The organism is Streptomyces sp. DT2A-34 (assembly GCF_030499515.1).
In the GTDB taxonomy this organism is placed as follows: domain Bacteria; phylum Actinomycetota; class Actinomycetes; order Streptomycetales; family Streptomycetaceae; genus Streptomyces.
Genome location: NZ_JASTWJ010000001.1, coordinates 6434120 through 6448498 on the forward strand (window position 1 = coordinate 6434120; position 14379 = coordinate 6448498).

At 70.7% G+C, this 14379-nt stretch carries 14 protein-coding genes; 13 read left to right on the plus strand and 1 reads right to left on the minus strand.

Annotation, left to right across the window (positions count from 1 at the left end; translation table 11 throughout):
• Positions 1–70 precede the first annotated feature (70 nt).
• Complete coding sequence (locus QQM39_RS28860) at positions 71–976, minus strand: ScbA/BarX family gamma-butyrolactone biosynthesis protein (protein ID WP_302000476.1); 906 nt, start codon at positions 974–976, stop codon at positions 71–73.
• Positions 977–1197: 221 nt separating this feature from the next.
• On the opposite strand from QQM39_RS28860, the gene QQM39_RS28865 reads away from it, so the two are divergent.
• The 13 genes from QQM39_RS28865 to QQM39_RS28925 all read left to right on the plus strand — a co-directional run bounded on the left by QQM39_RS28865 (position 1198) and on the right by QQM39_RS28925 (position 14294).
• Positions 1198–1866 (plus strand): ScbR family autoregulator-binding transcription factor, encoded by a 669-nt coding sequence (locus QQM39_RS28865; RefSeq protein ID WP_302000477.1) that lies wholly within the window; start codon positions 1198–1200, stop codon positions 1864–1866.
• Positions 1867–2012: 146 nt separating this feature from the next.
• On the plus strand, positions 2013–2711 hold the full coding sequence (locus tag QQM39_RS28870; protein WP_302000478.1) for an HAD family phosphatase: 699 nt from the start codon (positions 2013–2015) through the stop codon (positions 2709–2711).
• A gap of 22 nt (positions 2712–2733) precedes the next feature.
• The gene (locus tag QQM39_RS28875) at positions 2734–3465 is read left to right on the plus strand and encodes an SDR family NAD(P)-dependent oxidoreductase (RefSeq protein ID WP_302003760.1); all 732 of its coding nucleotides are present in this window, start codon (positions 2734–2736) and stop codon (positions 3463–3465) included.
• A gap of 229 nt (positions 3466–3694) precedes the next feature.
• Positions 3695–4279, plus strand: coding sequence for a ScbR family autoregulator-binding transcription factor (locus tag QQM39_RS28880; protein ID WP_302000479.1), 585 nt, complete (start codon positions 3695–3697; stop codon positions 4277–4279).
• A 132-nt stretch (positions 4280–4411) separates the two neighbouring features.
• Positions 4412–5335 carry a 2-dehydropantoate 2-reductase gene (locus tag QQM39_RS28885; protein ID WP_302000480.1) on the plus strand — a complete coding sequence of 308 codons (924 nt, stop codon included), beginning with the start codon at positions 4412–4414 and terminating at the stop codon, positions 5333–5335.
• A gap of 10 nt (positions 5336–5345) precedes the next feature.
• Complete coding sequence (locus QQM39_RS28890; RefSeq protein ID WP_302000481.1) at positions 5346–6365, plus strand: NAD(P)/FAD-dependent oxidoreductase; 1020 nt, start codon at positions 5346–5348, stop codon at positions 6363–6365.
• 235 nt (positions 6366–6600) lie between these two features.
• Positions 6601–6900, plus strand: coding sequence for a 2Fe-2S iron-sulfur cluster-binding protein (locus QQM39_RS28895; RefSeq protein WP_302000482.1), 300 nt, complete (start codon positions 6601–6603; stop codon positions 6898–6900).
• A 47-nt stretch (positions 6901–6947) separates the two neighbouring features.
• Complete coding sequence (locus QQM39_RS28900; RefSeq protein ID WP_302000483.1) at positions 6948–7715, plus strand: hypothetical protein; 768 nt, start codon at positions 6948–6950, stop codon at positions 7713–7715.
• 175 nt (positions 7716–7890) lie between these two features.
• Entirely contained in the window at positions 7891–9252 is a 1362-nt protein-coding gene (locus QQM39_RS28905; protein ID WP_302000484.1) for an acetyl-CoA carboxylase biotin carboxylase subunit family protein, read from the plus strand.
• Between the two features lie 21 nt (positions 9253–9273).
• On the plus strand, positions 9274–10644 hold the full coding sequence (locus tag QQM39_RS28910; protein ID WP_302000485.1) for an acetyl-CoA carboxylase biotin carboxylase subunit family protein: 1371 nt from the start codon (positions 9274–9276) through the stop codon (positions 10642–10644).
• The gene (locus tag QQM39_RS28915; RefSeq protein ID WP_302000486.1) at positions 10641–11921 is read left to right on the plus strand and encodes an acetyl-CoA carboxylase biotin carboxylase subunit family protein; all 1281 of its coding nucleotides are present in this window, start codon (positions 10641–10643) and stop codon (positions 11919–11921) included. The genes QQM39_RS28910 and QQM39_RS28915 overlap by 4 nt, the downstream gene beginning before the upstream one ends.
• 34 nt (positions 11922–11955) lie before the next feature.
• Positions 11956–13032: an LLM class flavin-dependent oxidoreductase gene (locus QQM39_RS28920; protein ID WP_302000487.1), complete on the plus strand. Its 1077-nt coding sequence runs from the start codon at positions 11956–11958 to the stop codon at positions 13030–13032.
• Positions 13032–14294: an MFS transporter gene (locus tag QQM39_RS28925; RefSeq protein WP_302000488.1), complete on the plus strand. Its 1263-nt coding sequence runs from the start codon at positions 13032–13034 to the stop codon at positions 14292–14294. The genes QQM39_RS28920 and QQM39_RS28925 overlap by 1 nt, the downstream gene beginning before the upstream one ends.
• Positions 14295–14379: the final 85 nt, after the last annotated feature.

Below are 14379 nucleotides of genomic sequence, written 5' to 3' on the forward strand. Positions count from 1 at the left end.
GGGCTCCGTGATCGACATGGCGACCACGGAGCCCTCTTATGACCTCACCTGTCTCACGACCTCACAGGTCTCATGAGCGCGAGGAGACCGGAGCCAGTGCGACGGTGGCGGTGAAGCGGCTTTCTCCGTTCTGCACCGCCTCCACGCGCACCCGCTGCCGGTCGGTGTCCGCCGGCTCGCGGTCGGCCTGGATCCAGCACGGGGCGTCCAGCTCCACATAGCGGTTGAAGACGGCCTCCAGGCCGACGGCCACGGTCGGGACCGGGTGCGCCGCCTTGTGGGCCGACTGGCGTGCGGCCTCGAGCAGGAGCATGCCCGGCACGTGGTCGACCGGGTGGTCGAAGAGCACGGGATGCGAGAGGTCGACCCGTAGCTGACTGCGGCTGGGCGAGTCCGTCGCCGACAGCACGACGTCGGTGAGTTGCTCGCGGGCGACCCTTTCGGGGGCGACCGGGGGTGCGAGCGGGATGGCCCCCGCGACGGCTTCGTCGATGTCCGCGTACCGGCCGCGCAGCCGCCGGTAGATGGCCGGCGCGTGATCGCGGAAGCCCAGTTCGGCCGTGCCGAGCGGGAGGCCGTCGCGGACCATCTCGACGTGCATGGTGAGCGAGGCCAGTCGACCGGCTCGGCGGGTGACGTCGGCGCAGGAGACGAACAGGTCGATCTCGGCCGCCGTCCCGCCGCCGGCCAGGGCCCCGGGCTGCAGCGTCTGCCGGTAGAAGTGCCAGGACTGCTTGTGTCCGAACGGGACGTCGTAGGCGGTGTGGCTGAGCAGCGGCACCGCCTGACGTATCGATTCGGCAGCGAGCATCGGGTCGAACAGGCCGTGTACGGGACGGTAGAAGTCGTGGTCGGCCGGCCAGCGCGCGGTGATGTGGAAGCTGTCGGTTCCGACGGTGCGGCATCCGGTGAGGAGCACCTCGGACTGGACTCTCTTGTGTACGTACTCGCGTGGCACCTGGGCTGTGGCGAACATGCGGATCCCCCTGTGATGAACGTCAGATCCTCGTGTGCAGGGACATGGAGGTACTGCGTTGATGCGTCCACAACATAAAGAGTGCTCGTTTTGTTTTCGGTAAAGTGCGGGCAAAGGAAGGGTGAGGAAATGGCCAAGGGGGATGAGGTGACAGGTGGACGCGCAGGTTCCGCTGCGCGATAACATAAGGAACGTTTCCATAATGTGAAGGAGGGTGCGCTATGCGGCAACCCAAACAGGAGCGGGCGATCCAGACGCGCGAGGCGATCATCCGCGCCGCCGCGGAGGTGTTCGACCAGTACGGCTTCGCCGGTGCCAGCATCAGTCGTATCCTCCGGCGGGCCGGGGTCACGGCGGGCGCCCTCTACTTCCACTTCGGCTCCAAGGAGGGCCTGGCCAAGGCGGTGATGAACGCCCAGCCGGACACGATCGTCCCGCTGCTCCACTCGCAGGGGCTGCAGCGGCTGGTCGACATCACGCTGCTCTGGGCGCGCCGGCTGCAGGCGGACCCGCTGCTGCGGGCAGGGGTCCGGCTCACCGGCGAGCAGGACTCCTTCGGCCTGCGCGACTCCAGCCCCTACCAGGAGTGGAGTCAGATAATGGAGGACTGCCTGCGGGTCGCCCAGGAGAAGGGTGAGCTGCAGGCGGGCGTCGAGCCGTGGGAATTCGCCGAGCTGGTCGTCGAGGCCTGTACCGGCATGCAGATGTACGCGGCGGCGAAGAGCGGCCGGGCCGACCTGCCGGACCGGGTGGTGCGGATGTGGCGACTGCTGCTGCCCGGTGTCGCCGTACCGGCGGTGATCTCCCGTACCGAGCTGGATCCCGCACGGGTCGATCCGGCCATGGAGGCCATGGTCCGGACCACCTCCTCGGACGAGGCCGTCGGATGACGTTCTCCTGACAGCCGGCCCGAGATCGCCCAATCCCCGTGATCCGTCCGCCGTCGCCAAGTAAGGTGCACCGGGTCCGCGTCGCCATGCTCATGGCGATGCGGCTCTTTCATGGTGTTCGGCTGCGACGTCAGCAGGGGGAATTCATGGTTCGTACGCTCAGTCGGCTGCGCCTGGCCGCGGTGAACATCGACGGTGTTCTGCTCAACGACACGTTCAGCCCCGTCATCCACCAGTTCCTGGTGAGCCGGGGGCGCGCCTACACCGCCGAGGTGGAGCGCAGCATCTTCTCGCAGTCGCGCCAGGTCGCGAGCAAGTTCCTCGCCGAGGCGATCGACGGGCCGATCACGCCGGAAGAGGCGTTGGAGGTGTACTTCCGGGAACGCGCCCAGTACCTGGCGAACCACCCGGTGCGGCTCAACGACGGTGCCGTCGAGCTCCTGCGGCGGCTGCGCGCCCTGGGGCTCCGGACCGTCTGCTACGGCGGCCTGGCCAAGGACCACTTCGACGAGTTCCTCGGCGCGCACGCCGAACTCTTCGATGAGCCCGGGTACATCTGCACCGACGCGTTCCGTCCGGGCATCCACGAGATCGTCACCGAGTACTTCGGGCTGCGGTACGACGAGGCCGTCTTCATCGACGACGTGGCGAACGTGGGCCGTGTGGCCAAGGAGCTGGGCGTCCCGTTCATCGGCCATCCCACCGACTACGAGGCCAGCTTCCAGCCGCAGTTGATGCGCGAGACCGGGGTGCGGCACCTGGTCGGCTCCCTGGACGCCATCGACGAGGACCTGCTGCGCACGGTGGACCACGAAGCGGCCCTCGGCGACATCTGGCGGGGCTGACGTGCTGAGCGGCAGAGTCGCCATGATCACCGGGGCGTCCAGCGGCATCGGAGCGGCGGCGGCTCGGTTGTTCGCCGCCGAGGGAGCGGCCGTGGCGCTCATGGCGCGGCGCGGCGACCGGCTGGCGAGCCTCGCGGAGGAGATCCGTGCGGCGGGCGGACGGGCGGTCGTGGTGGAGGGTGACGTGACCTCGTCCGCGGCCGTCGAACGGTGCGTCGAGACGGCCGTCGACGCCTTCGGAAAGCTCGACGCGGCCTTCAACAACGCCGGTTATGCCACCGTCGGCCCTTCCCTGCACGAGATGGCCGAGGAGGACTACGTCCGGACCATGGACGTGAACGTGCGGGGCGTCTGGAACTGCCTGCGGTACCAGATCCCGGCGATGCTGGCGTCCGGCGGCGGGGCCGTGGTGAACACCTCCAGCGTCGCCGGCGTGCTCGCCTCGGGCGCGTCCGCCGCGTATGTCGCCGCCAAACACGCGGTGATCGGTCTGACCCGGGCCGCCGCGCGGGAGTACGGCGATCGCGGGATCCGGGCCAACGCGCTGGTCGTGGGCAGCACACGGACCGAGATGATGGACCGGGTGCTGTCCGACTCGCCCCAGCTGGAGGAGCGGTTCGTCGCGCACACGCTGCGCCGGAGCATGGCCGCGCCGGAGGAGATCGCCCAGGCCGCCGCCTGGCTGTGCAGCGATCGGGCCGGATTCGTCACCGGTACGGCGATGCCCGTGGACGGTGGGAGGACCGCCGTCTGACGTTCGCGAGGGGCCCCGATGCCACATCGGGGCGGAACACGAGGGGCGGCCTCCCCGGGGGGCCGCCCCTCGTCGCGTCCGGCGCGGGAACCCGCGCCGCCGCACGGAGGAGCCCGGCCGCCCGGGCCGCCTTACGGGACGGGGCAAGGTCCTGGACAATGAAAGGCCAGGAAAACAAAGCGAACGATCGCTTCGGTATTGTTTCCCGTCAGTGAACCGGAGGTGACCCTTGGTCATTCAGGAGAGGTCCGCCCGGACCCGTCGACGCCTCGTCCTGGCTGCCGCCGCCGAGATCGACGAGAACGGCTACGACAGAGCCACGCTGGCCCGGATCTGCAGCCGCGCCCACGTGTCCATGGGGGCGCTGACCTTTCACTTCACCTCCAAGCGTGAGCTCGCCGACGCGGTGCGGGCCGATGCCCGCGCGATCGTCGACGACCGGACGCGGCAGCTGGTGAGCGCCCCCGCCCCCGCCCTGACCTCGCTGGTCCGCCTGACCGTCGGACTGGTCCAGCTGCTGGAGACGGATGGCGTCGTCCGGTCCGCGGCCCGGCTCGCCCGGGACTGTCCCGACGGCGACGGCTGGGTGGACACCTGGCTGCCCGTGGTGCGGCGGCTGGTGGTCGAGGCGCAGTGCCGTCGGGAGCTGCGGCCGGAGGTGGATCCGCAGGTCATGGCCGCTCTGGTGGTGCATCTGGTGGCCGGGGCGGAGGCGGCGGTGCGTACCGGGGTCGACGAGGCGCCGGTGGAGGTGGCGGCACAGATGAAACGCCTGTGGGCGGTGGTGCTGCGCGGGGTCGCGACCCGTGTCTGACCTGCGTTTCTGGGTGGTCGACCGGTTTTCGTCGAGAAAGCTCTAGAAAAAAAAGCGATCGTTCTCTATTCTTCTGAGGGCAAGCAGGACCGCAGGACAAGAACGGGGGGAAGTGCCGTGAGAATCGCGGTGGTGGGAGCAGGTGGTATCGGCGGCTACTTCGGAGGCCGCCTCGCCGCGGCAGGTGAGGACGTGCACTTCGTGGCGCGCGGCGCCCACCTCGAAGCGCTTCGCGGCGGCGGGCTCGCCATCGAGGGCCCGGACGGTGACGTCTCGGTCGTTCCGGTGCGGGCGACACACGACAGCACGGAGATCGGAGTCGTCGACTATGTGCTGCTCTGTGTGAAGACCTGGCAGCTGGAGCCGGCCCTGAAGACCGTGCAGCCGCTGATGGGCCCGGAGACGGCGGTCGTCACCGTGCAGAACGGCGTCGAGGCACCGGACCAGGTGGCCGAGGCGCTCGGCACCGCGGCGGTCATGCCCGGGATCGCGAAGGTGATCACCCTGCTCGACTCGCCCGGACGCGTCCGCCACCTCGGCGGCCTCGGCCTCCTGGGCTTCGGCGAATGGGACGGTCACCCCTCCGATCGCGCCCGCCGGCTGTCCGACGCCCTCGCGGGCGCCGGGATCCAGGGCGGGCTGCTCGAGGACATCTGGGCCGAGCTGTGGGCCAAGTTCCTCTTCGTCGTGCCGTTCGGCGGACTCGGCGCGGCGGCGGACGCCACCATCGGCGAACTGCGCACCCTGCCGCGGACCCGGCGGCTGCTGACGGAGGCGATGGCCGAGATCGAGCGCGTCGCCCGGGCCCGGAAGGTGAACCTGGCGCACGACGTGGTGCACAGGTCCCTGGACTTCGTCGACCAGCAGCCCGCCGCCGGCACCTCCTCGTTCCAGCGCGACCTGCTGGCCGGCCGGCCCTCGGAACTCGAGGCGCTCACCGGCGCGGTGGTGCGGCTGGGCGCCGAGAGCGGCGTGGCGACCCCGGTCAACTCCTTCCTCTACGACGTGCTGAGTGTGCGTGAGACACGCTCGCTCGCCAACGCCGAGCATGCGTAAGGAGATTGACATGCACTCAGGAGCCGAGTCGACCGTCGACCTCGCCATCGTCGGCGCCGGACCCAGCGGGCTCTACGCCGCCTACTACGCCGGCTTCCGGGGCCTGACCACCGCCGTCCTGGACACCCTGCCGCACGTCGGCGGTCAAGTGGCTGCGATGTACCCGGAGAAGCTGCTCTACGACGTCGCCGCGCACCCCGCGATCAAGGGACGCGACCTCGTCGACAACCTCGTCCGCCAGGCGGCCCCGTTCGAACCCCACTACCTCCTCGGCCAGACCGCGACCACGCTCACCCGGACCGGACCTCGATGGACGCTGCGGACCGACCGCGGCACCCAGGTGCACGCCGGTGCGGTGCTCGTCACAGCCGGTCTGGGCAGGTTCGTCCCGCGCAAGCTGCAGGCCGCCGTGCACCTCGAGGGCCGCGGGGTGATGTACCACGTGCCGCGCCTCGAGGAGCACCGAGGCCGTGACGTGGTGATCGCCGGCGGCGGTGACAGCGCCGTGGACTGGGCGCTCGCGCTGGCTCCCCTCGCCCGCTCCGTCACCCTCGTGCACCGCCGCGGCACGTTCCGCGCCCACGAGCACAGCGTGCGGCAGCTGCATGCCGCGCCGGTACGCGTCCTCACGGACGCTCAGATCACCCGCTGCCTGGGGGAGACCTGGCTCGCGGGGGTCGAGATCCGGGCCGGTGACGAGCTGCTGACGCTGCCCGCGCACACCCTGATCACCGCGCTCGGTTTCTCCGCCAACCTCGGACCGATCGCCGACTGGGGCATCGAACTGGAGTACCGGCAGATCAAGGTCGACGCGACCATGCAGACCAGTCTGCCCATGGTCTACGCGGCCGGGGACGGCTGTACCTACCCCGGCCGGGTGCCTCTGATCTCGGTCGGCTTCGGAGAGGCCGCCACCGCGGTCAACCACGCGGCCGTGGCCCTGCGGCCCGGCGAGCGCCTGGCACCGGAGCACTCCTCCGACGCCGTGCCCGCGCCCGAGCCGCAGCTCCAGGCCGCCGCCGTCACCTGACCCCCGCGCCGACCCCACACGCCGGCGAAGTCCGGCACAGCCCACCCCTGTGCGGCGCGATTCTCCGCGCGGCGCGGCACGCCTCGGCGCGCCTCCACGCCCGCGCCCACACCCCGGACCCCGCACCACACACCGCACGAGGTGCCACGGCACCGTGCGGCCCGACACCTCCGGACATCCGTCCCCGGCCCGGCACGGCCGGAATCCGACCTGCCCTCAGGGAGTCACGCAGCACATGGACCTCAAGAAACTGACCCTGATGCCGCACGGCCTGGAAGTCCTCCTTCCAGTGGGCTCGCCCCTGACCGAGCTCGAATACGAGACCTCGCGGCGAGTCATTCCGTTCGGCTGCCAGTCGGGCGCGTGCGGGGCCTGCGTGATCGAGGTGCTCGACGGCTTCGAGTCACTCGGCGAGATGGATGCCGAAGAGGCCGATTTCCTCGAGGACCTCGGCCGTACGGGCGGGAACTACCGCCTGGCCTGCCAGTGCCGCCTCATCAGCTCCGCGACGGTCCGCGTCGCGGACGACCAGTGACCCCCCACGTAATTCACCGCACGATTCACAAGGGAGAGAAAGCAGCCATGCGCAACCGAGTTGCCCACGTCGGGTACGAAGCCGGTACCCCGTTCCTGAACGCCGCCGCCTCCGTCGAGCTGCGGGCGCAGATGGACAAGCAGATCGACCAGCAGATCGAGGAGTGGTACGCGACCGTTCCGGCCGCCGCCCACCTCGAGGGCAAGAACGTCGACTCGGCGTACTACAAGCGCCACCTCGTCGAGACCGCCTGGCGCATCCGCCTGCTGCGCGTCGCCGAGTCCAAGGCGCTGACCGAGATAGCCAAGCGCCACCCGCAGGCCGCGCAGATCTGGGCGACCTACGAGCAGGAGGAGATGCTCCACGACGAGCTCTTCATCGACGACCTCGCCAAGGTCGGCGTCTCCCGCGAGGAGTTCCTCGCGACCGAGCCGTATCTGTCGACGAAGCTGCTCGCCGGGTACTTCTCGTATCTGCTCGACCACGAGGGCCCGCTCGGCGTCGTCGCGTACTCGTACCTCGTCGAGTACGTGAACGTGAAGCTCGAGCCGGTCAAGCTCGTCGCGCTCAAGGAGTCGGTCGGCGAGCAGAAGATCGGCGGCCAGATCAGCCACTCGCACACCGACATCAACGACGACCACCCGGGCGAGGTCTGGGCGGCGCTGCGTTTCCTGATCCGTGACGAGGAGGACATCGAGGCGCTCCGCACGTACCTGCGCGAGCACCAGTCGATCCTCGCCCTGTACTTCAAGGAGCTGTACGAGGACACCCTCTCGGCCTCCCAGAAGCCCGTCGCGGAGACGGCCGCCGCCTGAGCGCTCCGCTGGAAGGGCCGCGACAGGCCGTAGGTCTGCTGCGGGTCCGTCGTGGCTGGTCGCGCGGTTCCCCGCGCCCCTCAGGGGCGCGGCCGAACCGCAGCCGGCCACGCCGGACCCGCTCGGATCCCACTCCGCGTCCCGCGGTGGAGCCCACGACAGACAGGGGGAAATCATGCAGTCGGCCACGGGGAAGGCCCAGGGAGTACTCGTCCTCAGCCATGTCGGGTTCTCGTTCCTGGAGGACCTCGTCGAAGTACTGGACGCCCGTTCTCTCGCGTCCTACGTGCTGTCCTCGCTGCCCCTGCCCGAGCACCAGCTCGACAGGCCGCGCGAGATGCGCGAGAAGGCCGACGACGTGCGCATCGTCCCTCGGCACGAACTGACGGAGAAGGACGTCGAGGCGTACCTGGCCGACCTGCGCGAACGTGGTGAGGACGTGGTCGCCTGCGTCAGCGTGTGGGAGGGCTACCGGCATCTGATGGCACACGCCAACGCCGCGCTCGGTGTCCCCGACCTGGACCCCAAGCAGGTCCTGACGCTCCGCGACAAACTGACCGTGCGCAACCGGCTCGCCGACGCCGGACTGACCCGGTCCCGTGCGGCCGAGCTGACCAGGGAGTCGCTCGCGGCCCATCAGGGCCTCAAGCGGCGGCAGTTCGTCAAACCGGTGAGCGGCATCGCCTCCTACGGCGCCTTCCCGCTGTCGCCCGGAACCACCTGGGACGACATCGAGCGGATCGTGCGGGAGGCCGGCGGCGACACCGTCTACGCCTCCGCCTTCGGCGACGACGGACTGACCTTCCTCGTCGAGGACTACGTCGAGGGGCGGGAGTTCAGCTTCGAGGTGATCGCCGACGACGGTGCCGTCTCCGTCGTGGCCGTACACGAGAAGTGCGAGGTCACCGAGGCAGCGGACACCGTACTGGAGAACGCCTGCGTCAGCCCGCCCCGCGGCGTCGGCCAGGACGACCTGGCCCGGGGCCTGTCCTGGGTGCGTGAGGTGCTGGCCCACTTCGAGCTGCGGTGGGGCTGCTTCCACATCGAGGCCCGGCACGACGGCAGGCACTGGGACCTGATCGAGATCAACCCCCGAGTCGGCGGCGCCCTGATCTCCCACAGCGTCAGGGAGCTGACCGGACAGGCCGGGATGCTGGACCTCTGGATGGACGCGCTGCTCGCCGGGGCCGGCGGGCTCTCGCAGCGGGCGGCCTTCCGGGACCGGCTCGCGGCGCTCGCGTACGCGCAGGACGGCTCGACGCCCGCCCGGACGGCGACCTTCTTCCGGGTCTTCTTCGCCGAGAAGGGCCGCATCGAGCACATCGGACCGCGCGAGGACCTGCCGCTGCGCCCCACGGTGACGCACGTGCTGCTCAAGGCCGGTGACGTCGTCGACGCCGCCGCACGCGAGGTCTTCCTGGGCCAGCTGCTGTGGAGCTTCCCCCGCGAGGAGAGCACCGCACACCTGGCCGAACTCGCCCGCACGTCCGCGCACGCCCTCGACGTCCGGTACGCGGACGCCACGCCGGATCTCTGACAGGCCCCCAGGAGGCGCACCATGCCGGAACCCGCGACACGGTTCCTGATCATCGACTACAACCTGAGCCGGGTGGGTGACGTCCAGCGCATGGCGGAGTACGCCCGGAGCGCCTACGGCGCCGCGGTCACCCTCATCCGCCCGAACCCGACCGCGACCGACCACCGCATCTGCGACGAGGTGATCGACCTCGACCCCCTGCGGACCGACTTCGTCGAGGCGGGCGAGAAGCTGCTCGCCGACCGCAGCCACGAGTTCGCGGCGGGCGTGGTCTTCTCCGACAACGCGGTGGCCGGCGGTGCCGAACTGCTGAAGCGGCTCGGGCTCGCCGTGGACTCGCCCGCGCTCGCCGACGGCGCGTTCTGCAAGCACGCCTACCGCAGCGCCGAGGCCCGCTCCCGCGACCTGCTCACCGCCCAGCGTGTCCTCGTCCCCGACTTCGCCCGGATCCGTTCACGGGCCGGCCTCGACGACTTCGCCGCCCGGCACCCGGAGGGCTTCGTCGTCAAGCCCACCAAGGAGGGCAACAACCGGGGCGTCGTCCTGGTCGGCCCCGGTGACGACGTGGACGCGGCGTTCGCCGAGGTGCTGCCGTACCTCGAGGACGGCGTGATCTGCGAGACGGTCATCCCCTACCGGCGTGAGTACTCCTACGACGGGCTGGGCGGGCTGTCCTTCCTCACCGAGAAGGTCAGCGCCACCGGCCGCTACCCGGTGGAGGTCGCGCAGATTCTGCCGGCGCGGGTGGACCGGGCCGAACGCGGCACGCTCCAACGGGCCGGCCGACTGGCGAACCTGCTGGTGGGCCAGTGCGACGGCCCGTTCCACAACGAGATCAAGCTCAGTGACGACGGCCAGTACGCCGCGGTCGTCGAACCCAACCGCCGCCCGGCCGGCATGCGGATCTGGTCCCTGGCCGAGTGGGTGTACGGAGTCGACCTGTACCGGCTCTGGGTGGACGCGGCCTACGGCCGTTCCGGCGACGTCGAACTGCCCGCACCCGGCTGCTCCGCGGCGGCGGTGATGCTGGGCGTCGCCGGCGACCGCACCTTCGGCCCCGACGACGTCGCCCCCGGCGCCACCCCGTTCGAGGACGCCGTCGACCGGGCCGCGGCTCACCACGGGCTGGCCCCCGGAGAACTGTCCGCCATGGACTTCGCCTGGCTCAGCCCCGGGCGCCGGCCGATCCACGCCGTCCCCCGGGACAACGCCGACTTCGCCGCCATGGGCTGCGTCGTCCTGCGGACGGACCGCGTCCCCGCGCGCGAGGTCGTGGACACGCTGCGCGCCGCTTGGCCGACCGCGCTGGAGCGCAGCTGCGGCCCCGCCGCAGCCCCGGCGCACGCCACCTCCCACCAGGACCGTCGGACCGAGCTGGAAGTCACGCGATGAACATCCTCATCCTGCACCGCATCCCGTATCCCAAGATCGAGTACCACCGCGGCATCGACCACGAGCGGCACGACGTCACCTACTTCGGCACCGGCGCCGCCCTGGCGACGCTGCCCGCGGACCTGCGGTGCACGCGGGTCGAAAGGCCCGGCGAGGCCACGGCCTCCGACGAGGCGTCCGCCTGGCTCGCCGCCGAGCCCCGCACCTTCGACCGGATCATCTCGATGTCGGAGTACGAACTGCTCGACGCGGCCCGGCTGCGCGAGCGGTACGGCGTCGAAGGCGCCGGCGTGGCACAGGTCAGGCTCGCGCGGGACAAGGTCCTGATGAAGAGCGCCGTACGAACGGCCGGCCTACGGGTGCCGCGGTTCCTGCCGCTGACCGAACTGCTCGCCGGCCCGGAGCGGGCCGACTGGTCCGGGCCGACCGTGCTGAAGCCGCACAGCGGCGCCTCCAGCGTCGATGTCGTCGTGTTCGACGGCCCGGCCGAGACGTACGAGGCGATCACCGCCCGCCGGTCCGGGGTGACGGAGCTGGACGAGGCGGGCCGCGTGGGCGACTTCGAGGTCGAGGAGTTCGTCACCGGACCGATCCGGCACTTCGACGGGCTCGTCGAGCGGGGCCGGGTGCTGGCCCTGGGCGCCAGTGAGTACCTGGGCACCTGCCTGGACTACGCGCGGGGCGAGCCCATGGGCTCGTACCAGATCGAGCTGACGGACGAGACGCGTGACTGGGTGGCCCGCGCCCTCGATGCCGTACGCGTCCACGACGGCTGCTTCCACCTGGAGGCGATCGTCGACGGCGAGGAGCTGGTCTTCCTGGAGGTCGGCAACCGGGTCGGCGGGGCCGACGTCGCCGCCACCTTCGAACTGGCCACCGGCATCCACCTGCCCTCCTGGGAGCTGCGGATCCTGCTCGGCGAACAGGTGGGCGACCTGCTGCCCGCGCCGCCCGACCCCACCGACCGCTCCTGGTACGGATGGTTCGTCCACCCCGGACACCACCTGAGCGGACACGTCTTCGAGGGGCTCGACGGCGCCGAGGCGTTCCGCACCGCACCCGAGGCCGTCACCTGGCAGGAACTCGCGGTCGGCGCGCCGATGCCGGACCACATCACCTACGGCGCGCACGAGACGGCGCTCGCCGGCATCGCTCGCACCGCCTCCCCCGACGCGACCCGGGAGTGGATGGCACGCCTGTTCGCCTCCCTGCGCGTCCGTACCTCCCGGCCCAGCCCCACGACCGAGCCGGCGGTGGCCGCCGCCGCGCGCGCCTGACCCGGCGTTCGACCACAGAAAGCAGACAACAGCCATGGAAGCACTCCGGTTCCACTGGGGCTCAGCACTGGACAGTGGGCAGAAGAAGTCGACCGAGCAGTACTGGTCCGAACTGCTCGACCTCGACGGCGCGATCGAGTACGCCCAGGACGCGGAGGCCCTGGGCGTCGAATCCCTCCTGATGGCACAGAGCTACAGCCTGCCGGACCCGCTGCCGGTCATCGGGGCCCTCGTCCGCGAGACCCGGAAGGTGAAGTTCATCCTCGCCTACCGCCCGGGTCTGATGTCCCCCACGTTGTTCACCCAGATCGTCAACACCCTGTCGTGGATGTCCGACGGGCGGATCGCACTGAACGTGGTGGCGGGCATCTCCCCGGCCGAGCAGGCCTATTACGGGGACTTCCTCGCGCACGACGACCGTTACGCGCGCGCCGGTGAGTTCCTCGACATCCTGCACCGCTTCTGGCGGGGTGAGACCCCGATGTCGTACGAGGGCCGGCACTACCGGCTCGAGGAGGCGCAGCTCGGCCTCGGGCACAAGGGGGGCGGCCGGCCGGAGATCTACATCAGCGGCGCCTCCGCCGTCGCCCAGCACACGGCCGTCACCCACGGCGACTGCTGGTTCCGCTACGGCGACACTCCCGCGGAGATCGCCAAGGCGGCCGAGCCCCTGCTCGCTCAGGGCACCGAAGTCGGCGTACGGATGCAGGTGCTGGCCCGTCGGACGCGCGAGGAGGCGCTGGCCGATCTCGCGGAGGTGATGAGCGAGACGGACGAGAACCATCGGGAGTTCGTCGCCCGGTTCGTGGCCGCCGCGGACTCCCAGGCCGTGAAGAACTCCTTCCGGCTGGCCGACGAGTCCGACCACGGCTGGCTCTCGCCGCTGATCTACTCCGGTGCCGTCGCCTACCGCGGCGGTCCCGCGCTGTGCCTGGTCGGCAGCTACGACGAGGTCGCCGCCTACCTGATGGAGTACAAGGCGGCCGGGGTCAGCCAGTTCATCTTCTCCGGCTGGCCCGCCCGGGACGAGATGCGCCACTTCTTCACCGAGGTGGTCCCGCGCGTGCGCGAGCTCGAACAGCGCGCCCAGGCCCCACTGGCGGCACGCTGATGGCCGCCGAACGCACAGTGCGGGCGCTGTTCGCCGGCGGGGTGCTGCTGGGACTGACGGCGGAGCAGGTCGTGCTCTTCAGCGTCCCCCTGCTCATCTACCAGGAGACCGGGAACGTCTCGACCCTCGGCGTCGCCTACGCCGTCGAATGGCTGCCCTGCCTGCTGGCCTACGCCTTCGCCGGCGTGCTCGCCGACCGGGACGGCGGACCGCGGCTGTTCCTCCGGGCCAACACCGGGCGCGCCCTCGTGCTGGCCTGCGCCGTCGCCCTGTGCCTGGCCAGGCCGTCCTGGACCACAGCGGTGCTCATGGTCAACGGCGCGCTGCTGGCGACGCTGGTGGCGCCCGTGCGCATGGCCATTGAGAAGGTGGTCCCCCTGCTCGCCAAGGGCGACGACCTCGCCAAGACCCAGGCGCTGGTGCAGAACACCGAGCTGCTCGCCCAGGCTCTGGGGCCGGGCCTGGCGATGGGCGCCGTGGTGGTCCTCGGCAAGCTGTGGCTCCTCGGGCTCGCCGCCGCCATGTTCGCCGTCGCGGCCCTGTGCTGGCTGCCGCTGCCGCGCCCGGCCCGCGAACCCGCCCCGGCCGCGGCCGACGGTGCCACCGGCACGGCCCGCGCGACGCTGGCCGAACTCGCCCTCGGCTGGCGGCTGCTGGCCGGCAACCGGCCGGTGATGCTGCTGGCCTGCGTGAACTTCTCCATCAACCTGGTGTTCGCCACCGTGCTGGGGGCCAACGCAGCGGTGGTGACCGGGGTGCTCAAGGCACCGGAGTCGTCCTTCGCCCTGCTCAACATGTGTGTCGGCGTCGCGGGCTTCCTCAACCTGATGCTCACCCCGCTGCTGCTGAAGCGGTTCGACGTGCGGTTCGTCGGGGCGCTCGGCTTCTCCGTGCTGTGCGCCGCGCTGCTGGTCCTCGGCCTCGCACCGACCTTCGGCGTCTACGGGACGGCGTTCGTGCTGGGCATGTGCGGCGTCGCCTACTTCAACATCTACAACCGCACCCAGCGCGTGCGGGTCATCCCCAAGGAGCACCTGGGGAAGGTGATGGGCCCGTTCTTCCTGCTCAACCTGCTCTCCTTCCCCATCGGCGGCCTGCTGATCAGCGCCTTCGGCGCCTCGCTCGGCCCGCAGCGGCTCGTCGCACTGCTGGCGTTGCTGCTCACCGCCTTCGGCGCGGTGCTGCTGCCGCTGACCATGCGCAGCTTCCGCACGGCTCTCGCCGCACGCGAGAGCACACCACCCGTCCCGGTCGAGGCATGAGCGAGACGCACTCCACGAGAGCCACCGGACGCACCGGTCGCACCGGACTCCCCGGTCGCACCGGATTCCAGAAGACCAGAAGAAA